The sequence below is a fragment of the Kaistella soli genome (genome assembly GCF_019038595.1).
Taxonomy (GTDB): Bacteria; Bacteroidota; Bacteroidia; order Flavobacteriales; family Weeksellaceae; genus Kaistella; species Kaistella soli.
This window is the reverse complement of sequence record NZ_JAHOPF010000003.1, coordinates 237,253-257,220: the sequence shown is the minus strand read 5'-3', so window position 1 is coordinate 257,220 and position 19,968 is coordinate 237,253. Positions and strand designations below refer to the sequence as shown.

The following is a 19,968-nucleotide window of genomic DNA, read 5'->3' as shown; positions in this document are numbered from 1 at the left end:
TCAGTCGGAACAAATTAAAAAAAGTTACAATACTTAAATTTTTCCCATATAGAACAGTCCGTAACATTTCTGGTTTTCCTCCAGTCCCAGAAATCCGTCAAGATGTTTGATCATCCCGGGAGAACTCCAGTAGCAGCCGACATTATTTGCGGTACAGGTAAGATACATATTCTGAACCGCCATTGCTGTGGCCGCGATCTCTTCCCATTCCGGAAGTAAACCGCTGAAGTTGACAGAAATGGTAACGATAATATTGGTCTTCGAAATCTTTTCCGAAATACTTAAATATTTTTTTTCAAGAAAAACTTCGGGAGCAGTTTGGGTCTTGTAGATTTCAGCCAGTTTTTGTCCTAAAAGGTTTTTCTCCTCACCTTTAAAAACTTTAAAACGCCAGGGTTTTGTTCTCTTATGATTGGGCGCGAATTGTGCAGAATTCAGGATCTCCTCCAAAATTCCCTGTTCAATGTCTTCCCCGGAATAATCTTTCGGGAAAACACTTTTTCTGCTTTCAATTATTTCTTTTAATATTTCTGATTTTTCCATTGCTTTGAGTGCTATTTCCTTTCCAGAAAAGCTTTTTAAATTACATTACGTTTTCTATCGTCTGTCCTATATTATTAAGGACAAAAGAATCGCCGGATTTTTTACCGAACATCATTTTTGCCATCGGACTTTCTTCGGAAATTGCATAGAAGCGGTCGCCTTCAAAGAAAAACTCACCCAAAGAAACCGAAATATAAAACCTCGCTTTATTGGTAAAAACCATGGAACCGAGCTGAACCCTGTCAGTCGGCGTGTTGAGAACTTTGGTCATATTTCTCTGCAGATCTTTCAAAGCGCCCAGCTGCCGCTGCATCTGGTAAATCTCTTCCTGCATTTCCTCCCGAATGGAATCATACTTCGGAGTTTTCTTGATATCCCGGCTGGCTTCCAAAGTAAAATCGATGAATTTCGTGAGTTTCTCTATCTTTCCGACGATAATGTCTTTTACATGATTCCGAACATCACTTTTCAAAACTGTACTCTTCCGCATAAACTTCAATTTTTTAATAAAGTTAAAAAAGCAATTTAATCAAAAGTGATGCAATACTTCGGGATTTAGAAATATAATTCCTAAACAGTAGCGCTGAGTTTCTGGCGGACAGCTTCATAAAGAATTGCCCCACAGGCTACAGACACGTTCAGAGACTGGGTTTTTCCTTCAATCGGAAGTTTGATTTTCTCATCGGAATGATGCAAAACTTCTTTAGAAATCCCGGTTTCTTCATTGCCCATTACTACTGCGCAAGGCTCAGTGAAATCGACATCATAAATTAATTTCTGAGCTTTTTCAGTTGCCGAAAACACCTGAACTCCTGATTGCTGAAGGAAATCTACCGCATGGGCAAGATTTTTCTCTTTACAGATTCTCAGGTTATAAATAGCTCCGGCGGAAGTTTTTATCGCATCAGAATTAATTGGAGCCGCGCCTTTCTCAGGTAAAATTACCGCGTGAATTCCTACACATTCTGCAGTTCTGCAGATTGCACCGAAATTTCTTACATCCGTTAACCGGTCTAAAATCAAAAGAAAAGGTGTTTTTCCTTCTTCGAAAAGCTGAGGCAGAACATCCTCAATACTTTCAAACGGAACATCTGAAATAAAAGCAACCACACCCTGATGGTTTTTTCTCGTAAATCTGTTCAGTTTTTCTACAGGAACATAATTTGGACGGATGCTATGTTTTGACAAAAGGTTTTTGAGTTCGAAATAAATTTCTCCGTGCAAAGCATTCTGCAAAAATATTTTGTCGATGGTTTTTCCGGCTTCAATAGCCTCTATAACTGGTCTTAAGCCAAATATAAAATCGTCTTTCTTATTAGGTTCCGAATTTCCAAATTCGGGTTTCGGGTTTTTATGTTGAAAATCTTTCAAAATTGTTGAATTTTTTAATTAATGAATAAAATAAAGTTCTCTTAGCTTTCCCTTCCTAAAATTTTTCGCCGATAATGGCTCTTTTCTGAGCCATTGCGTATCCATAATGCAGCGTTTCGTGCATGTTATTGAAGATAATCGCATCCTGGATGTTTTTCAGATCCAAACCAAAACTCGTGGTATATGGCGTGTAATCTGAAAAGAAATCGGCATCGTAATCTTTCATCAAAATTTTCGAAGTTTCGGTGAGAAGAAAAGCCAAATCATCCACTTCCGACTGTGCCACATTCAAATTGGGGAGCGTTCCTTTCTTATAAGTTTCAATCCAATACTTATCGATTCTAAAAGGGTTTCCACTCAGATAATAGCACAAAAGCTGCTGGGTAGCGACCACATGGGCAATATTCCAGTAAATATTATTATTGAAACCATCCGGAATTAGCATTAAATCCTGTTGAGAAGTGTTTTGCAGAATTTCCAGAAGATTTCTGCGAACCTGACGGTGTGCCTGAAAATGGTAATTCATGAGAGCCTTATTTTAATCTTCAAAAATAGGTTAATAAACTGAAAAAGACAAAAGTGCAAACTGGGAAACCATCAGAAAAATACAAATCTGAATCACTGTCGGACCTTGAAATTCATCAAAAACCTTCTGTAAAAAAACAAAAATAGCCCTGATCGCAGCGGTTACCCCGCAACATGCGTGGGGAAAGTTTGGGCGTGAGGAGTATGAGCGGAAAGCAGGTTCCCGGCTTCTAAAAAAAATATTAACAGTGGAATTGGTTTCTTCATCCTGTTGACAATGCGCTTTTAACAAAACTTTAACTCAATATTGGCACCAATTGTGTTGATTGATGACGGTATTTATTGGAAATTTACACTTTAAATTTTAAAAACACTATGTCAGAACTACATCAAGCAGAAGATATCAGACAACTCACGGAAAAAGTAAGAGAACAGAATTACTTTTTTTCTCTTTTAAAACAGGAAATCAACAAAGCAATTATCGGACAGGAATATATGGTAGACCGTTTATTAATCGGTCTTCTTGGTAATGGTCACGTGCTTTTGGAAGGGGTTCCCGGTCTGGCAAAAACTTTAGCGATTAAAACTTTGGCTGATGCAGTGCATGGCGATTTTTCGAGGATTCAGTTTACACCGGATCTTTTGCCTGCCGATGTGGTGGGAACCATGATGTATAACATTAAAGAAAATGATTTCACGATAAAACGCGGACCTATTTTTGCGAATTTCGTTTTGGCGGATGAGATTAACCGGGCACCATCGAAAGTTCAGTCCGCACTGTTGGAAGCGATGCAGGAAAAACAGGTGACTATTGGTGATGAAACCATGCCGCTTCCGAAACCGTTTTTGGTTTTGGCCACTCAGAACCCGATTGATCAGGAAGGAACTTATCTTTTACCGGAAGCGCAAAGTGACAGGTTCATGCTAAAATGCACCATCACTTATCCGGATTTTGAAGATGAAAGAAAGATTATGAAAATGATTGCTTCTTCGCATCAGCCGGAAATCCGCCCCGTGATTTCGCTGAAAAATATTGTTGATGCTAAAGAACTGATTAACCAAATTTATCTTGACGAAAAAATAGAAAAATACATACTCGATATGGTTTTTGCCACGCGTTCTCCTGAAAAATACGGATTGGCGGAACTGAAAAATTACATCAGTTTTGGAGCTTCTCCAAGAGCTTCCATTAATTTGGCAATTGCAGGAAGAGCAATGGCATTTTTGAAAAACCGTGCATTCGTGATTCCGGAAGATGTGAAGGAAATTGCAAAAGATGTGCTGAGACACCGGATCGGATTAAGTTTTGAAGCGGAAGCGGAAGAAATTACCGCCGACGAAATTGTGGACAGAATTTTGGGGAAAGTTCAGGCACCGTAATAATTTACCAAATTAATCAGTGTAAAAAAATTACATTGATTAATGAGTACATTGATACATTTTTATGGAAATAAAAGACATCATTAAGAAAGTAAAACAGATCGAAATCCGGACGAAGAAAAAGTCGGAAGCTACTCTGATGGGCCAATATCACAGTGCTTTCAAAGGACAGGGAATGACTTTCTCCGAAGTTCGCCCTTACCAATATGGAGACGAAATCCGCAGAATCGACTGGAATAAAACCGCACGTTTCCGTGAACCTTTCGTGAAAGTAATGGAAGAGGAACGCGAACTCACGATGATGCTTTTGGTGGATATTTCCGCATCAATGGATTATGGCACAAAAACCCAGCTGAAACGCGAATTTGTCGCAGAAATTGCTGCAAGTTTAGGCTTTTCTGCTGCAGGGAACAATGATAAAGTTGGGCTGATTTTATTTGCAGACAAAGTCTATAAAGTAATTCCGCCACAGAAAGGCAGAAAGCATATTCTGGCGATCATCAGCAATATTTTAACCGCAGATTATGTTCCGACAGAATCAAAAATTGATGTCGCTCTGGAATATATGATGAGTGTTTTCAAGAAAAAATCAATGGTTTTTATGTTTTCAGATTTTCAGGATGATTACCAGCTGAAAATCCTGAAAGTTGCTTCACGAAAGCATCAGCTTTTAGGAATGCGGATTTTTGATGATAAAGACAGTGAAATTCCGGATGTAGGTTACAGTCTTTTTCAGGATGCAGAGACCGGAAGACAGATTTGGGCAAATACCTCAGACAAAAGATGGCGATACAATTTCGCCGAAAAACAGAAATTAAAGGTTAAAAGTCTGGAAGAAGATTTCGAAAATTCATCAGCCACATTTATGAACATCAATACCGGCGACGATTACTCTAAGTTTTTGTACCAGTATTTCAGAAAGCGATAATTTAAGCTTAATAAAAATAGAAATTAGATTTTGAAAAAAATATTTTTTATCATATTCTCCGTCCTCAGTTTATGGGCAACTTCCCAGACTTTAGGATCCAAACTCGACAAAAGCACACTGGCTTTAGGTGAAGTTGGGGTTTTTCGGGTGAACATTTCCAATCTTAACGGAAAAGATGTTGTTTCCGCTCCCAAAAACGAATTGTTGCCATTCCATTTTGAGGAAATAAAAGATAGCATCAGCAAACAGCAGGATATTTACGACAGAACGATCGAATTTCAGGTTTTCGAGGAAGGGAAATTTACCATTCCTGCCCTAGATTTTACCATTGGAGGACAGGTTTTCCATACGATTCCCTATGAAGTGGATGTCGTAAACACCGCACAAAAAGGCGATCAGATCAACGATATCATGAAAAACAAAGAGGTAAAACTCGATGTACAGGATTACTGGCAGCTTTATAAATGGTATATTCTGGGAGTTTTGATTTTACTGGCTTTGATATTTATAATTTACCAGTTAGTAAGATATGCCAAAAGACGGAAAACTTCGCCGGTGATCATGACCAACCAGACCCTTAAAGATCTGGAGAATTTAAAGAAGAAAAAATTTATTGAGAACGGCGATTACAGATCCTTTTATGTTGAGCTGATCGACATCTCCCGGAATTTCATTACAAAACAGTACAAAATTCCTGCAGATGTTTTACTGACAGATGATTTAATTGATGTGATGAAAGTGAACAACACCATTTCCCCGGAAAATGAAAAGATTGTAGAAAATATTTTCCTGCGCGGAGATCTTGTGAAATTTGCCAAAACATTCCCCGATCAGTCGGTGATGGAAAATGATTTTAATGATATGAAAACCTTTGTGAAAAGATCGTCAAAAGATCTGGAAGCAGAACAATTAAGAACCGGCGTATAATGACATTTGATTTTTTAAATTTTGAATTTTACAGTCCGTGGTTTTTGCTGCTGTTTCTGGCATTTATTCCGCTTCTTGTTTTGGATCTCAGGAAGAAAAAACGTGTGGGGATTAAAGTTCCTTCCACCCGGAATATGGAGGAAAACAAAGGAATCTTATTCGTGCTTTTTCTTCTGAAAATTTCGAAATACATTATTCTATCAGCATTAATTATTGCGATGGCAAGGCCTCGCTCTTTTACCATTTCTCAGGATCAGGATGACAGCAAAGGAATCGATATTATGCTTTCTGTAGACGTTTCCCTCAGTATGCTGGCAAAAGATCTGGAACCCGACCGGTTAACGGCGCTTAAAACAATCGCCAAAAGATTTGTAGACAAACGGCCTGGTGACCGTATTGGCCTTGTGGCTTATTCCGGTGAAGCATTTACAAAAGTGCCTTTAACATCAGATCATGCCGTGGTCATCGACGAACTGAACAATCTCAATTCGCTGGAACTGCAGCCGGGAACTGCAATTGGAGAAGGACTTTCAGTCGCAGTAAGTCACTTGAAAGACAGCAAATCAAAATCGAAAATCATCATTTTGATGACCGACGGCGTAAACACCATCGAAAACGCAATGCCTTCACAGGTCGGCGCGCAGCTCGCCAAAACCAATAATATAAAAGTTTACACCATCGGTATCGGCACCAACGGTTATGCGCTGATGCCGACAGCAACAGATATTTTCGGGGAATTGGTCTTCACCGAAGCCGAAGTGAAAATTGATGAACCAGTCCTGCGGGAAATCGCGCAGACCACTGGCGGTAAATATTTCCGTGCGACATCTACCCAAAGTTTGGAAGACGTATATAATGAAATTAACCAACTCGAAAAAACAGAACTGGTATCAACCAAACTCTACAATTATCAGGAATATTTCAGGATGTTTCTGTGGATTGCTTTGGGCGTTTTAATTTTGGATGCGCTTTTGCGTTGGGTATTTTATAAATTTTTAAGTTAAAAACAAATGAAGAGTTTGAGGAGCATCAATATTTTAGCTTCTTTGGAGGTCAGTCCCGCTTTCCGCTGCAATCTTTTTTTGTTTCTGCCGTCTTCGCCGTCCGAAACAAAAAAAGGATTTTCACTGCAATCGGGGCTAGAATTCCGGGCAGTTCTCCTCTTCAACAAAAATTACAACGATCAGCTATAACATGAATCTGTATTTAGGAAATTACTGGTACTTACTTTTGCTGCTGCTTTTGCCGCTGCTTGGGATTATGATGGTGAAATATCTCAAGTGGAAAAGCAAGAGAAAAGACGCATTCGCGGAATCCAGATTTCAGGATCAGCTGTTCGAGAAAAAAACGGGATTTTCCAGAATATTCCCGGTCTTCTACTTACTGGCAGTTTTATTTCTTGTTCTTTCCATCGTAGATGTATTGGGCGGTTCAGAAGAAATAAAAACCAAACAGAAAATGAACAATGTCATTTTTCTGCTGGATGTATCCAATTCGATGAACGCGCAGGATGTAGAGCCAAACCGTTTGGATGAAGCTAAAAACATCATCGTCAATACCATCAGCAAACTTACCAACGACAAAGTAGGAATTGTAGTTTTTGCAGGCGAAGCAACATCGATCATGCCTTTAACCACAGATTTCACCGCTGCCGAAACTTATATTGGCGGAGTGGAAACCAACATCCTTAAAATTCAGGGAACCGATTTTTTAAACGGAATAAAAACCGTGGCCGACAAATTTAAAAATGTGGCGAAAGGGTCGCGTAAAGTCGTGCTGCTAAGTGATGGTGAAGACAATGAAGGAAACGAAAAAGCCGCGATAAGATTGGCCAACAAAGAAGGAATTACGGTAATTTCTGTCGGAATTGGTTCCGAAGAAGGCGCACCAATTCCTGAATATGTTTTCGGGCAGCTGATGGGTTACAAAAGCGATTTGAACGGACAGACGGTAATTTCAAAAAGACAGATCAACGCACTGAAAAATATCGCTGCAGACACCGGCGGTTCTTACGTCGACGGCAATAACCTCGACAGCGCAACTTCGCAGATCATTGAAGGCCTGAACAAAACTTCCTCATCCTCGGAAAGTGTGGTGAAGTCTCAGAATGCAATTCATTATTATCAGTATTTTCTGGCAGTATCGCTGCTGTTCTTTCTTATAATTTTCCTGTTCAATCCCAAACGAGAATTCAATATTTAACTAATAATCAGCGTATTCGGGCTTTTTTAACCGAAATTTAACTAAATCGCATACACAACTTAACATTTAAAGGAATAATTTTGCAGTAATGAATTGGAATTTACTTTTTTCAGCTTTCATGGTCATCACCACATGTTCTTTTTTCTCTGCCCAGGAGAATTACAATACTTTGGTCTTTGAAGGCAATAAGGATTTCGATAAAAAAATTTACGAATCCTCTTCCTCCAAGTATATGGAAGCCGTAAAACTGAATGACAAAGAGTTTACCGCACATTATAATCTCGGCAATTCGCTGTACAAAAGAAAAATGTACGAAGAAGCAAAAGCAGAATTCGAAAAAGCCGAAAAACTCTCCAATACCATTCCCGACAAAGCTGCAGCGCTTTACAATTTAGGAAATGCACACATGCAGACCAACGATTCAAAAAAAGCAGCTGAACTTTATAAGCAGGCATTAAAACAGGATCCTTATAACGAAACGATCCGAAAAAATTATGAGATCGCCATGCTGAAGGAAAAGGAAAAAGAAGAACAGAAAAAGCAGAAAGACAATTCCGGCGGTGGCGGCGGAAACGATCAGAATAAAGATAAAAATCAGGGCCAGGAAAAAGGTGAAACCCCTCAAAACCAAGCTGGAAGCGGTCAAAAAAACAAAGGTGAAGGCGAAGGTGAAGACCCTAATAAAAACAAAACCGGTAATTCAGGCAAAATGCCGAAAGACTTAGAAAACGCAATCCTTAACCGTGTAGAAAATAAAGAACGGGAAACCGCAAAACGGATTCTCAACAAAAACTCCTATTCGATGCCACAAAGCAACGAAAAGGACTGGTAATGAAACAGCCAATTGCATACATATTATTTCTATTTTCTGCCCTGCTCGTTCAAGGTCAGGTTACTTTGGCGATTTCCGATGTGAAGGATCCGAAAGTGAACCAGAAGTTCAGCATAACCGTCCTCCTCGAAATCAGCGGTGAAAACTTGGAACAGGAAACTCCGCTCAGAATGCCCGATTTATCTAAGTTTGATGTCATCGGTACCGCATCAGAGCAAAACACTGTCGTGCTTGATCCTAAAAAAGGAAATGTATTAAACCAAATCGTTTACCAGGTCGTGCTAAGTCCTAAGCAAGCCGGTAAAGTAAAATTCGGTTCAGTATTGGTAACCGTAAACGGGAAAATTTACAAAACCGAACCTTTCGACATAAACGTCCGTGAAAACGAGAAAAAATCTTCCGTAGCAGACAACACCAGTAACAGTGATGTTTACCTCAGCATGGAAATTCAGGACAAAACAGTTTATAAAAACGAACCTGCTCTTGCAGTTCTCCGCGCTCACAGCCGTGATTATGGAAATTTCAGAAAAGTGGGTCACATTCAGTATCCGCAACAGAAAAACCTCAGAATAAAACCGGTAAGTTTTGCTAAATCTGAAATCGAAACCAATTCCGGAATGGCTTCACAAGTGATCGGTGTTTTCATGATATTTCCTACAGAAACGGGAAGTATCGATATTCATCCTGTTTCCGCATCAGTTTCGGGCAGAGAAAAAGAACATAAGATTTCTTCAAACAGAATAACGCTGAATGTAAAGAAACTTCCTTCGGGAATGCCTCAGGATTTTAAAAATGCGGTCGGGAATTTTGATGTTTCCGTCGCAAACAGAAATGCAAATGAAATTCCGGAACTCGAAAAACCTGTAAACATTACCTTAAAACTTTCAGGTGCCGGCAACTTCGGAACACTGCATTTGCCCAAAATAGTAAATTCTGAGGAATATGTCTTTTTTGCCCCGAAAATCACTTCAAATACAGTGGCACAAACTGAAGGACTTTCCGGTGATATCATCGCGGAGTACGTCGTGATTCCAAAAAAGACCGGTCCGGTTACGGTTAATTTCGAAAATTTTTCATTCTTCGATCCTTCCGAACAGAAATACGTTGACCTTGGAGCAAAGTCTATCTTGCTCAACGTGAAAACTCACGAACAGGTCGCAGATGCCAAGTCGACGATGGAAAAAGTAAATGATTATACAAATACTGTTTTGGAAACGGTAAATACACCTGTTTTACAGACGCACAATTTAAAAATTAAAGATAAAAGTCGCATCGACTGGAAGATTGTTGTTGGAAATTTAGCTTTAATGGCAAGTTTGCTGTCACTGTTTTTGGTGGTAAAAAAGAAAATGTCCGACCGCAAACTGAAGCCGGTCGTTGCCAACAAACCAATTGTAACGATCGCAGAAACCGAGGAATTACTGAGAAAGCAAATGAGCCATCAGTTTGATGACAATATTGAATATTTAAAAAAATTAGCTGAAAATAAAGATTTTACAAAATTCTTTGCCACCTACGACGAACTGAAAGAAGAAACAAAAAAGCTCCATCATCTCACTACAGAATCAGATTTTAAAAAATATCTGGAAGAAAACAAAGGACAGCTTTTTGCAGACAATTACAGAGCACTTTCGGAACAGATTCAGATTGAAAAATACGCTCCGCTCCATTCAGAAGAGCATATTGATGAGCTTTTAAAAGGGATTATCAGTTTATATTCTGACATTAGGAAATAATCATTTATTTTTTATATTTTTGCGAAATTAATAATTTCTGAATATGTTTGAATTTTTCTCATTAAAGGAGACACTTACCGCTACAATGGTGCTTTTTGCCGTAATCGATATTGTGGGATCTATTCCTATTATCGTGAGTCTGAAGCAAAAATTCGGGCATATCGAATCTGAAAAAGCAGCTGTTGTTTCAGGGATTCTGATGATTGCTTTTCTTTTTATCGGAAATAAAATTCTTAAATTCATCGGAGTTGACGTTAATTCCTTTGCCATTGCCGGAGCTTTCGTCATTTTTATCATCGCTGTCGAAATGATCCTTGGTATTGAAATTCAGAAAAATCAGGAAGCTAAATCTGCATCTATTGTTCCCATTGCGTTTCCGCTGATCGCAGGCGCCGGAACATTAACCACTACCCTATCTTTACGTGCGGAATATCATGATATTAATATCATCTGCGGCATCGTCCTCAATACAATTTTCGTATATTTGGTGCTGAAATCAGCGAACTGGCTCGAAAGAAAACTGGGCGACGGAACCCTTCAGGTTTTACAGAAAGTTTTCGGAATTGTGCTTCTGGCGATTTCTATCAAACTGTTTACTGCAAACTTTGCGCAGCTTTTCAGTACTTATGTTAAATTTTAAATCTCAAAAATAATGCACCTGTTTTATAAAATATTCTTAGCCCTTTTCGTAATTTTTATCGGTTTTAACCTTTACGTTATGGAATGGGATTTAGGTTTTTGGCATGAAGAAAATGCTAAATTTATTTTATCCATTTCTGCCGGAGTTCTCGGTATCCTTGTGCTTTTTGTTCTGCATACGATGAGTAAATTTGCGGCGAAAAAATAATTCCCGCCCGCGCTTTAGAAACTCATCATATCTTTCACCACACCGTTATTCTGGGTATATTGTAAAAGTTCTTTTACGATAAATTCTTTAATGGCATCTTCATCTTTGTCAGTAGGGAAAAGCAAATGCACGTTCGCTCCCGCATCTAAAGTAAAAAACAGCGGCAAACCTGTTTCTTTTCGGAAATCCCAGAGCTTGTTGATCACCTCCATCGTACCCGTTTTCATCAAAATAAAAGCCGGATCGCTCATCATCATCATGGCATGAAGTGTGAGCGCTTCATGTTCCACAAGTTTGATGAAATTTTCCATATCACCGTTTTTCAGAATAGCTTTTAAAGTTTTGAAATTTTCGTGAGCTTCCTGAAACCGTCTCTCCGCATAAGGATTCGTGTTCATCAAGCCGTGGCCAACCGTGGAACTCACTGATTTTTCACCTTCGTGAATCAGTAAAACCCAATCATTAAAGCTTTTAAAAACAGAGTGAATTTCATCGTCCGGATACTGCACTGCGAAAAGATCAGAACTGTCTTCCACTTCTTCCGTTTTCCCCCAAACTACCAAACCGTCGTAAAGACTTCTGCATGCGCTTCCGCTTCCCAATCTTGCAAGAAAACTTGCTTTTTTGAGTTTAAAATCACAATCCGATTTGCCTGAAAATTCGTCATCAAGTTCCATTAAACATTTTGCGATTGCACCAAAACCTGAAGCTGAACTTGCAATTCCGGAACTGTGCGGGAAGGTATTCTCAGTTCTGATAATATATTTGCCCTTTAAAATCCAGGGCAGATACTGCTCAATGCTTATAAAATATTTCTCGATCTTTTCTGCAAATTTCAATTCTTCATTTCCTGACAAATAGGTCTGAACAGAAAACTTCTCATCAGCCAGAAACTCCATAGAAGTATTTGTTTTACAATGATTCAAAGTATAACTGATACTCGGATTTGCCGGAATTTGGTTTTTATATTTCCCCCAATATTTAATTAAAGCGATATTAGAAGGACAGCTCGCCGAAACGGTTTGGCTTGATATACTGAAGTTTTGATTTCCTGAGAATTCATTCATATTAAGAATTGATCTAATTATTAAGATTGACATGCTGTTTTACGCAGCATACATTTTATCGATAAGTGCGGAGTATTTTTGCAGGACCACATTTCTTTTAACTTTTAAAGTAGGAGTAATTTCTCCGCTTCCAATTTCAAATTCTGACGGCATTAAAACAAATTTTTTCACCTTTTCAAAACCGGAAAGCCCTTTCTGAATCTCCTCAAGTTTCATCCGGTAAAAATCCTTTATTTTTTCACTGTTGACAACTTCGTCCCAGTTGGTGAACGGAATGCTCATTTTTTCCAGCTGTTCTTTTAACGCTTCAAAATTAGGAATAATTAGAGCAGTGACGAAAGGTTTTCCTTCTGCAACAATCATCGCCTGATTGATGTAATTGTTATTGGAAAGTAAATTTTCAATCGGTTGTGGGGTAACATACTTTCCGTTGGAGGTTTTCATCAGATCTTTAATCCGGTCCGTGATGGTAAGATTTCCTTTTCCGTCAAATTTACCTGCATCACCGGTTTTGAACCAGCCATCTTCGGTGAAAACCTTCGCTGTTTCTTCCGGCTGATTATAATAACCTTTCATAATTCCGCTTCCTTTTGCAAGAATTTCGTCATTTTCACCAATCTTGAGCTGAGTATCTCCCAGAGGAATTCCGGCCGTTCCGTGCTCGTACTTGGTGAACGGAAACGCTGTCAAAGTTGCTGTAGTTTCCGTAAGGCCGTAACCGACGGTCATGTGAACGCCAATCGCATCAAAAAACTTAGTCACCTCTGGCGAAACAGAAGCGCCGCCACACGGCATGAACCACAGTTTTCCGCCCATTTTATTCTTGATTTTATTGAAAACCAAAAGGTCGGCTATATTATTTTTAAGCTTTAAACCGAACGGAACAGGTTTTTGAACCCTTTTAAGTTCTGCTGCTTCACTACCGGTCTGAATTGCCCAGTTGAAGATCTTCTTTTTGGTTTCGGAACCGTTCTGAACCATTTCATTTACGCCTGCATAAATTTTCTGGTAAAACCTCGGCACTGCACACATCATCGTAGGTTTCACTTCGGTTAAAGCATGCGCGATAAGTTTAGTATTTTCAAGAAAGCAGACTTTAGCACCGCCGAAAAGTGCAAGCAAAGTCCAGCTTCTTTCAAAAACGTGAGTTAGCGGTAAAAATGCTAGCGAAGTTTCATTTTCGAAATTTTTAAATTTAAAAAAATCAAAATGCGCAGAAATACACTGGTGGAAATTCCCGTGTGTGAGCATTACACCTTTGGGCACCCCTGTGGTTCCGGAAGTATAAATGATTGTTGCCAGATCTTCATCTTCTTTCGGAGTAATATCCAAATGTTCCTCGCCTTCCTTTATGAAATCTTCAAAATATTCACTTCTGTCCTTCTGAATCCAGATGGATTTTTTGGCAACAATAATTTTTTGAAGCGATTTGTTTTGAGTTAAGATTCTGAAAGCAGCATCGTACTGCTCCTGATTTCCGACTAAAATTAATTTTGATTCAGAATCATTAATGATATATTCCGCCTGTTCGCCATTGCTGGTGGAATAAATCGGCACTGTAACCGCGCCGATCGAAAGAATAGCCAGATCAAAAACAATCCATTCCGCGGAATTGTCCGAGTATATCGCTACTTTATCGTTTTCCGCAATTCCGGCAGATTTCAGAGCATTGGCAGTTTTAAACACCATTCTTCTGAAGTCGCGCCAGTTGATTTCTTTCCATTTTTCTCCCTTTTTAAACCCGATTGCAGGTTTGGTTGGGAATTTTCCTGTATTTGTATTTAAAAATTCTACAAGATTCATGAGTAACTTTTTATTTTTTTTGTTCCGAAAGATAATTCTCGAAATGAAAACCAATGCTTTCCGAAACGGGAATAAACTGAAAACCAAGCTTTTCAGTTATTTTTTTATTAGAAATAGAATTCATTGTGGTAATGGATTCTACGTTTGTTTTGTTGACCATTTTCAAAGGCTTAATTATCCAGCCAAGAAGGAAATTCAATATTCTGCCGAATATTAAAACGGGTTCTGCAATAATCTTCGGAGCCGGTTTCCCCATTTTTTTTCGGATCGATGTTCCCATTTCGAAGTAAGATTTCTTGCCGGACACCAAAATAAACCTTTCATCAAAAATATTGTTCTCCATTAAATCAACCGAAATTTTGGCAACATCGCGGACATCAACATAGGAGGTTCCGCCGGAAAACGTGTAAGGTTTGGCAAAACTGTCGAAAATTACGCCGCTGCTTGCATCCCAGTTTCCGCTTCCGATGATGACTCCAGGATTTACTATCACCGTGTTCAAACCTTCTGCTGAAGCACGCCAAACTTCCATTTCGGAAAAATGTTTGGAGACTGCATAAGCAGAATGATCCAATTTAGGATTGTAATCTGAATTTTCATCAATTTCTCCTTCTTCATTAAATCCATCCAGAACCGCAATGGAACTGACGAAACAGAAATTTTTCACTGAAGAACCGTCACACGCAAAAAGTAAATTTTTGGTTCCTTCGATATTGGTGTGAAACATTTCCCGTTGTTCTCCCGGATGGAAACCTACTTTTGCTGCACAGTGATAAACGTCTTCCACTCCATCCAACGCATTCTGTAAAGATACAATATCATCAAAATCTACATTTACCCATTCGATCTTGTCGAAAAAAGTATCTGGTTTTTCAGTGTAGAATTTGTAAGAATTTCTTACTTCTTCTGTATCACTTGATTTCCTTTTGGTGGCACGAACAGTTTTGCCACGTTTCATCAGTTCCAAAACGATTACTCTTCCGAGAATTCCTGTAGCACCAGTAACTAAAACCATTTTTCTTCTTTAACCGATTGTGTCTTCCGAAAGGAATTTTTTCACGACTTCATTAAATTCCTTTGGATTTTCTGCCTGCACCCAATGACCTGCATTACTGACTGTCACCACTGATGAATGCGGAAACTGCTGTTTGATCTGGAATTCGTCCTGCGGCAAAATATAATGGGATTTTGCGCCGGAAATAAAAAGACTCTTACCGGAAAAAACTCCGAATTTTATAGCATTGGAAACAAATTCTGCGTATTTGTCAGATAATGTTTTAAGGTTGAAACGCCATGCCAGTTTTTTATCGTCGGTCCAGTATAGATTTTTTGCAAGGAACTGAATAACGGATTTTTCCGGAATATACTGATGAAGCACTTCTTCAGCTTCCTGTCTTGTGGTTACTTTTTCAAAATCTACACTTTCCAAAGCTTTTAAAATCCCCTGATGATGCGGCGGATAAGCTTTCGGCGAAATATCGACTATAATTAATTTCTCTACTTTAATAGGATATTTGATGGCAAACTGCATCACGGCTTTTCCGCCTAAAGAATGCCCCAACAGATTGGCTTTTTGCAAATTATGAAAATCCATATAATGAGAAATATCGTGCGCTAAAGCATCATGCGACATCTCTTCCGAATGGAAACTTTTCCCATGATTTCTTAAGTCGATTAAATGAACCGGAAAAAACTCGCCCATCTCTTTACCGAAACTTGCCCAGTTGTCGAGCATACCGAAAAGACCGTGAAAAACAAGGAGCGGAATTCCGGGTTTGTCATGTCCGTAAATTTTTGAGTGTAGAATGTCCATTTATAAAATTTTAAAGTTCAAAATTAACATAAATTTTCGGCTAAAGCCAATAAACAGTTAAATATAAAAAACGGGCTGAAACCCGTTCCCTATTGCTTTTACCATTTTGCCATTCTCTTCAGATACGCCTGCACGGTATTTTCTAAACCCATATACAGTGCTTCGGAAATCAACGCGTGACCGATTGAAACTTCCAGTAAATTAGGAATGTTGTCAGAAAAATATTTAAGATTTTCGAGACTTAAATCATGTCCCGCATTAATTCCCAATCCAAATTTTTCAGCTTCTATGGCGGTTTCAATATAAGGTCTGATGGCTTCTTCTTTATTCTGAGGATAATTTTTCGCGTAAGCTTCCGTGTACAGCTCAATTCTGTCTGTTCCGGTTTCTGCTGCAAATTTTACCATTGCCGGATTTGGATCAAGAAAAATCGACGTGCGGATTCCTGCATTTTTAAATTCAGAGATTATATTTTTCAAAAATCCGAGGTGCATTTCGCAATCCCATCCTGCATTTGAAGTGATAGCATCATCCGCATCAGGAACAAGAGTAACCTGCTCGGGTTTAATTTCCAGAACCATATCAATAAACGGACGGTGCGGATTTCCTTCGATATTAAATTCCGTGTTAACAAGCGGTTTTAAATCATAAACATCTTTCCGGGTAATGTGCCTTTCATCCGGTCTTGGATGAATCGTGATTCCCTGCGCGCCAAATTCCTGCAGCTTTATAGCAGCTTCGGTTACACTTGGAAATTCGCCACCTCTCGCGTTTCTGATCGTGGCAATTTTATTGATATTTACACTAAGTTTTGTCATGGTATTAAATTTTTGCAAACTGAATGACTTCAAGACCAAATTCTTTGGAAGCCACCAGCAAATGATCGAAAATATCAGCCTGAATATCTTCATAATTAGACCATTGGGAATCGTTGGTAAAACAGTAAATTTCCAGCGGAAGGCCGTGCGGTGTATTCTCCAGCTGCCTCACCAGAATGGTTCCCTCCTGGTCGATGTGTGGATTATTTTTTAGATAATTAAAAACATATTCGCGGAAAACGCCGATATTGGTCAGTTGTCTTCCGTTGATGATCAGTTCAGGATTTCTGATCGCTGACCTTTCATTGATCATTTCCGTTTTTTTAGTTTCCAGATAATCTGAAATCAAATTTACTCTGGTCAGTTTTTCAAGCATTTCATTTTCAAGAAACTTGAAGGAATTGATATTAAAAATGATCGATCTCTTGATTCTTCGGGTATTGCTTTCTGTCATTACCTGAATATTCTTGATTTCCGTCGTGAGCAAATCGTAAGTCGGAATGGTAGAAATAGTCTTATCGAAATTCTGAATTTTAGTCGTCAGCAGGTTGATATCCTGAATATTACCTTCCAGATTATATTTCGGGATGCCGATCCAGTCACCTACTTTCAGGTTTTTCGAAGTGGCAACATGAATTCCGGTCACAAAACCTAAAATAGTGTCACGGAAAACCAAAACCAAAACTGCGGTAATCGCTCCCAAACTTCCGACAATTGCCGATCCGCTGATTCCGAAAATCACACATATTGCGATGACGGCCGAAACAAAAATCCCGAAAATTTTCACTGTTTGCGAAACTGCATTCAGTGCAATGATTTTATAATAATCCTGCTGAATGATAAAGTAATTCCTGAACGCGCTTAAACCCCGGTACAGCATTCCTGCCACGACGAAAACAATGGCTAAGGACACCATTCTTTCCAGAAAAGTAAAGCTTTTCGGATGTCTATAAAACACAGAATACAAAGCAAAACTACCTAGTAGCAAAGCCATCACGTGCGAAAAAGAATTAGTAATTCTGGACTGATAAATTGATTTTAAGACAGGATATTTATCTTTATCAAAAAACAGTTTGAAAATCTGGTTCATGATAAATTTCAGAATGAAATCCGTAAGATAGACCAATGCCACTAAAAACAGAAATTTAAGAACAATCTGTCCCAGCAACACCCAGTTATCCGGCAAACTGTCTTTCACAAAATAGTGAATATTATCACTAATATTCTGTAAAAAATCTTTAGTCCCTTTTAGCTCGTCATTCATTACAGCAAAAATAAGAAATCTGATTGTGTTTATAGGATTAATGCTTATTTTTAACAAAATTTATTTAAAAATGGACGATACATTAATTCAACTGGTGAGTATTATTTTACTTATTCTGGGAATTCTCGGAACATTTATTCCGGTTTTACCCGGTTTGCTTTTAAGCCTCTGCGGACTGCTGATTTACAAATTCGGAACCGAGGCGCCGCTGTCGATGTTTTATGTGTGGATTTTTGTTTTTCTAACGGCGGTTTCTGTGGTTTTGAACTATGCAATCCCAGCAAGGACCAACCGCAAATATGGCGGAACCCGCTGGGGAAGCGTGGGTTCATTCATCGGAACAATCGCAGGAATGTTTTTTATTCCGTTACCATTTGGCTTTCTGATCGGAATGTTTTTAGGCGTTTTTTTAGGGGAACTTCTGCATGATGCCAGCGACAAAAAGAAAGCCTGGAACTCCACTAAAGGCGCTTTCATCGGATTCCTTTACGGCACAGGATTTAATTTCATCGTTGGTTTGGCAATGTTTTTGGTAGTTTTAATCGATATCTTTAAATAATAAAACTATGGTACACAGACTACTAATTCTTTCGTTAGGTTTTCTCACCTTAGCCACCTGCCAAAACCCGAAAAATTCTGAAAAACAGGAAATTCCTGATACTGCAGAAAAAACTGAAGTGGTAACCAATACCACCGTCTCCTCTACAAAACCCGAAGTGTCCAAACCGAAAAAAACCACTGAACCCGAAATGTCCACCGGTTTACCGCCGGACAAAGAAGCAGTGGAAACTGCAAAAAAAGAACAGCAGGCGGCAGTTACCAATAAAAGCGGAGTGATTTATCTTAAAGAAGGTGAAAATAAATTCGTTAAGGAATATGAAATGAACGTCACTTTCAAACAGCTGAGCGAAGACAGCCGCTGTCCGAAAGACGTCAACTGTATCTGGGCCGGAGTTGCCACGGCAGATGTAGAGTTTATGGGGCTTTCCACAAGACCGGTAACCCTGAAACTGAGCACAATGAACGATGCAAAAAAGGGATATTCCAAAACGCAGGAATTTAACGGATATTCTGTCTCACTGGTTGAAGTAAGTCCGGAAACAACCTCTGCCAAAGGATTCAAAGCTTTAAAAGGAAGCTACCGAATTGGCCTGAAAATCACCAAAGGAAGCTTGGGTGATCCAACCACTCAACGCGGTGGAACTACCACGAAATAATTCCGAGACTTTTTGTCTCTAAATAACCGTTAATTTTCGAAAAAGGTTTACTTCCGTAAAAACCGCGATACACAGAAAACGGTGACGGATGTGCAGATTTGATAATATAATGTTTGGAGGAATCAATAAATTCCTCCTTTTTTTGTGCAAATGCACCCCATAAAACAAAGACCACATTTTCTTTTTTATCGGAAATTTCTTTAATGATAAAATTGGTGAATTTTTCCCAGCCTAAATCTTTATGAGAATTTGGCGAATGCGCTTGAACAGAAAGCGTTGCATTCAAAAGCAAAACTCCCTGTGTTGCCCAGTCATCAAGCTCTTTTTTTGTTCTTTGAATTCCAAGATCATCCTTTAATTCAGTAAAAATATTCTTGAGGGAAGGCGGCGCTGCAACTTCTTCCGAAACCGAAAAACACAAACCATTAGCCTGAAAATCATTATGATAAGGATCCTGCCCTATAATCACCACCTTTACCTCGTCAAACGGCGTGAGTTCCAAAGCCCTGAAAATCTGGCTTTTGGGTGGAAAACATTTTCCTGACGCGTATTCCTCTTTCACTTTCTGCCAGAGGTTTTCAAAATATTCCGTGTTTTTAAAGGGTTCCAGTATGGTCTTCCAATCCATATTTCTTTTAATTTTTCAAGCCTGATTCAAGATTATTTTTCAAATTCAAATTTACAAAAATTACAAA

22 protein-coding genes are annotated in these 19,968 nt (G+C 38.9%); 11 read left to right on the top strand and 11 right to left on the bottom strand.

The genetic code is table 11. From position 1 onward, the window contains the following. Positions 1–33 precede the first annotated feature (33 nt). From KSK37_RS06880 to KSK37_RS06865, 4 genes are all read right to left on the bottom strand, one after another. Entirely contained in the window at positions 34–543 is a 510-nt protein-coding gene (locus KSK37_RS06880) for a nitroreductase family protein (RefSeq protein ID WP_217200375.1), read from the bottom strand. 40 nt (positions 544–583) lie between these two features. After that, entirely contained in the window at positions 584–1,033 is a 450-nt protein-coding gene (locus KSK37_RS06875; protein WP_217200373.1) for a GreA/GreB family elongation factor, read from the bottom strand. A gap of 80 nt (positions 1,034–1,113) precedes the next feature. After that, positions 1,114–1,914 (bottom strand): 23S rRNA (guanosine(2251)-2'-O)-methyltransferase RlmB, encoded by an 801-nt coding sequence (gene rlmB / locus KSK37_RS06870; protein WP_217200371.1) that lies wholly within the window; start codon positions 1,912–1,914, stop codon positions 1,114–1,116. A gap of 55 nt (positions 1,915–1,969) precedes the next feature. Further along, a complete protein-coding gene (locus KSK37_RS06865) occupies positions 1,970–2,440 on the bottom strand; it encodes a DinB family protein (protein WP_217200369.1) in 471 nt (156 codons plus the stop codon). A gap of 374 nt (positions 2,441–2,814) precedes the next feature. Here KSK37_RS06865 and KSK37_RS06860 point away from each other — a divergent pair, with 374 nt between their 5' ends. From KSK37_RS06860 to KSK37_RS06820, 9 genes are all read left to right on the top strand, one after another. Then, a complete protein-coding gene (locus tag KSK37_RS06860; protein WP_217200367.1) occupies positions 2,815–3,819 on the top strand; it encodes an AAA family ATPase in 1,005 nt (334 codons plus the stop codon). A 64-nt stretch (positions 3,820–3,883) separates the two neighbouring features. Then, positions 3,884–4,747 carry a DUF58 domain-containing protein gene (locus tag KSK37_RS06855; RefSeq protein WP_217200365.1) on the top strand — a complete coding sequence of 288 codons (864 nt, stop codon included), beginning with the start codon at positions 3,884–3,886 and terminating at the stop codon, positions 4,745–4,747. A 30-nt stretch (positions 4,748–4,777) separates the two neighbouring features. After that, positions 4,778–5,674, top strand: a complete 897-nt coding sequence (locus KSK37_RS06850) for a BatD family protein (RefSeq protein WP_088359668.1) — start codon at positions 4,778–4,780, stop codon at positions 5,672–5,674. Further along, positions 5,674–6,678: a vWA domain-containing protein gene (locus KSK37_RS06845; protein WP_217200364.1), complete on the top strand. Its 1,005-nt coding sequence runs from the start codon at positions 5,674–5,676 to the stop codon at positions 6,676–6,678. Before KSK37_RS06850 ends, KSK37_RS06845 begins: the two co-directional genes overlap by 1 nt. A gap of 190 nt (positions 6,679–6,868) precedes the next feature. After that, positions 6,869–7,876: a vWA domain-containing protein gene (locus KSK37_RS06840; RefSeq protein WP_217200362.1), complete on the top strand. Its 1,008-nt coding sequence runs from the start codon at positions 6,869–6,871 to the stop codon at positions 7,874–7,876. 88 nt (positions 7,877–7,964) lie between these two features. Continuing rightward, entirely contained in the window at positions 7,965–8,708 is a 744-nt protein-coding gene (locus KSK37_RS06835) for a tetratricopeptide repeat protein (RefSeq protein WP_217200360.1), read from the top strand. Continuing rightward, positions 8,708–10,444 carry a BatD family protein gene (locus KSK37_RS06830; protein WP_217200358.1) on the top strand — a complete coding sequence of 579 codons (1,737 nt, stop codon included), beginning with the start codon at positions 8,708–8,710 and terminating at the stop codon, positions 10,442–10,444. Before KSK37_RS06835 ends, KSK37_RS06830 begins: the two co-directional genes overlap by 1 nt. Before the next feature lie 43 nt (positions 10,445–10,487). After that, on the top strand, positions 10,488–11,084 hold the full coding sequence (locus tag KSK37_RS06825) for a MarC family protein (RefSeq protein WP_088359662.1): 597 nt from the start codon (positions 10,488–10,490) through the stop codon (positions 11,082–11,084). 12 nt (positions 11,085–11,096) lie between these two features. Continuing rightward, positions 11,097–11,291 carry a hypothetical protein gene (locus KSK37_RS06820; RefSeq protein ID WP_088359661.1) on the top strand — a complete coding sequence of 65 codons (195 nt, stop codon included), beginning with the start codon at positions 11,097–11,099 and terminating at the stop codon, positions 11,289–11,291. Positions 11,292–11,305: 14 nt separating this feature from the next. Here KSK37_RS06820 and KSK37_RS06815 read toward each other — a convergent pair whose 3' ends face one another. From KSK37_RS06815 to KSK37_RS06790, 6 genes are all read right to left on the bottom strand, one after another. Beyond that, positions 11,306–12,358: a diphosphomevalonate decarboxylase gene (locus tag KSK37_RS06815; protein WP_088359660.1), complete on the bottom strand. Its 1,053-nt coding sequence runs from the start codon at positions 12,356–12,358 to the stop codon at positions 11,306–11,308. Positions 12,359–12,397: 39 nt separating this feature from the next. Beyond that, entirely contained in the window at positions 12,398–14,161 is a 1,764-nt protein-coding gene (locus KSK37_RS06810; RefSeq protein WP_217200356.1) for an AMP-dependent synthetase/ligase, read from the bottom strand. 10 nt (positions 14,162–14,171) lie between these two features. Beyond that, positions 14,172–15,176: an NAD-dependent epimerase/dehydratase family protein gene (locus tag KSK37_RS06805; RefSeq protein ID WP_217200355.1), complete on the bottom strand. Its 1,005-nt coding sequence runs from the start codon at positions 15,174–15,176 to the stop codon at positions 14,172–14,174. Positions 15,177–15,185: 9 nt separating this feature from the next. Beyond that, positions 15,186–15,974 (bottom strand): alpha/beta fold hydrolase, encoded by a 789-nt coding sequence (locus KSK37_RS06800; RefSeq protein ID WP_217200353.1) that lies wholly within the window; start codon positions 15,972–15,974, stop codon positions 15,186–15,188. 98 nt (positions 15,975–16,072) lie between these two features. Beyond that, positions 16,073–16,792: a pyridoxine 5'-phosphate synthase gene (locus KSK37_RS06795; RefSeq protein ID WP_217200351.1), complete on the bottom strand. Its 720-nt coding sequence runs from the start codon at positions 16,790–16,792 to the stop codon at positions 16,073–16,075. 4 nt (positions 16,793–16,796) lie between these two features. Next, on the bottom strand, positions 16,797–18,056 hold the full coding sequence (locus KSK37_RS06790) for a mechanosensitive ion channel family protein (protein ID WP_217200349.1): 1,260 nt from the start codon (positions 18,054–18,056) through the stop codon (positions 16,797–16,799). A gap of 70 nt (positions 18,057–18,126) precedes the next feature. Here KSK37_RS06790 and KSK37_RS06785 point away from each other — a divergent pair, with 70 nt between their 5' ends. Further along, positions 18,127–18,615: a DUF456 domain-containing protein gene (locus KSK37_RS06785; RefSeq protein ID WP_217200347.1), complete on the top strand. Its 489-nt coding sequence runs from the start codon at positions 18,127–18,129 to the stop codon at positions 18,613–18,615. A gap of 7 nt (positions 18,616–18,622) precedes the next feature. Beyond that, positions 18,623–19,273, top strand: a complete 651-nt coding sequence (locus KSK37_RS06780; protein ID WP_217200345.1) for a hypothetical protein — start codon at positions 18,623–18,625, stop codon at positions 19,271–19,273. On the opposite strand, the gene KSK37_RS06775 is transcribed toward KSK37_RS06780, so the two are convergent. Further along, complete coding sequence (locus KSK37_RS06775; RefSeq protein WP_217200343.1) at positions 19,260–19,901, bottom strand: uracil-DNA glycosylase; 642 nt, start codon at positions 19,899–19,901, stop codon at positions 19,260–19,262. The two genes, KSK37_RS06780 and KSK37_RS06775, sit on opposite strands and share 14 nt — an antisense overlap. Positions 19,902–19,968 lie beyond the last annotated feature (67 nt).

Excerpts from the sequence above, each read along its gene's own strand:
- KSK37_RS06880 (WP_217200375.1), bottom strand. The coding sequence starts at position 543 with ATGGAAAAATCAGAAATATTAAAAGAAATAATTGAAAGCAGAAAAAGT.
- KSK37_RS06875 (WP_217200373.1), bottom strand. The coding sequence starts at position 1,033 with ATGCGGAAGAGTACAGTTTTGAAAAGTGATGTTCGGAATCATGTAAAA.
- KSK37_RS06865 (WP_217200369.1), bottom strand. The coding sequence starts at position 2,440 with ATGAATTACCATTTTCAGGCACACCGTCAGGTTCGCAGAAATCTTCTG.
- KSK37_RS06860 (WP_217200367.1), top strand. The coding sequence starts at position 2,815 with ATGTCAGAACTACATCAAGCAGAAGATATCAGACAACTCACGGAAAAA.
- KSK37_RS06855 (WP_217200365.1), top strand. The coding sequence starts at position 3,884 with ATGGAAATAAAAGACATCATTAAGAAAGTAAAACAGATCGAAATCCGG.
- KSK37_RS06845 (WP_217200364.1), top strand. The coding sequence starts at position 5,674 with ATGACATTTGATTTTTTAAATTTTGAATTTTACAGTCCGTGGTTTTTG.
- KSK37_RS06840 (WP_217200362.1), top strand. The coding sequence starts at position 6,869 with ATGAATCTGTATTTAGGAAATTACTGGTACTTACTTTTGCTGCTGCTT.
- KSK37_RS06835 (WP_217200360.1), top strand. The coding sequence starts at position 7,965 with ATGAATTGGAATTTACTTTTTTCAGCTTTCATGGTCATCACCACATGT.
- KSK37_RS06830 (WP_217200358.1), top strand. The coding sequence starts at position 8,708 with ATGAAACAGCCAATTGCATACATATTATTTCTATTTTCTGCCCTGCTC.
- KSK37_RS06825 (WP_088359662.1), top strand. The coding sequence starts at position 10,488 with ATGTTTGAATTTTTCTCATTAAAGGAGACACTTACCGCTACAATGGTG.
- KSK37_RS06820 (WP_088359661.1), top strand. The coding sequence starts at position 11,097 with ATGCACCTGTTTTATAAAATATTCTTAGCCCTTTTCGTAATTTTTATC.
- KSK37_RS06815 (WP_088359660.1), bottom strand. The coding sequence starts at position 12,358 with ATGAATGAATTCTCAGGAAATCAAAACTTCAGTATATCAAGCCAAACC.
- KSK37_RS06810 (WP_217200356.1), bottom strand. The coding sequence starts at position 14,161 with ATGAATCTTGTAGAATTTTTAAATACAAATACAGGAAAATTCCCAACC.
- KSK37_RS06805 (WP_217200355.1), bottom strand. The coding sequence starts at position 15,176 with ATGGTTTTAGTTACTGGTGCTACAGGAATTCTCGGAAGAGTAATCGTT.
- KSK37_RS06800 (WP_217200353.1), bottom strand. The coding sequence starts at position 15,974 with ATGGACATTCTACACTCAAAAATTTACGGACATGACAAACCCGGAATT.
- KSK37_RS06795 (WP_217200351.1), bottom strand. The coding sequence starts at position 16,792 with ATGACAAAACTTAGTGTAAATATCAATAAAATTGCCACGATCAGAAAC.
- KSK37_RS06790 (WP_217200349.1), bottom strand. The coding sequence starts at position 18,056 with ATGAATGACGAGCTAAAAGGGACTAAAGATTTTTTACAGAATATTAGT.
- KSK37_RS06785 (WP_217200347.1), top strand. The coding sequence starts at position 18,127 with ATGGACGATACATTAATTCAACTGGTGAGTATTATTTTACTTATTCTG.
- KSK37_RS06780 (WP_217200345.1), top strand. The coding sequence starts at position 18,623 with ATGGTACACAGACTACTAATTCTTTCGTTAGGTTTTCTCACCTTAGCC.
- KSK37_RS06775 (WP_217200343.1), bottom strand. The coding sequence starts at position 19,901 with ATGGATTGGAAGACCATACTGGAACCCTTTAAAAACACGGAATATTTT.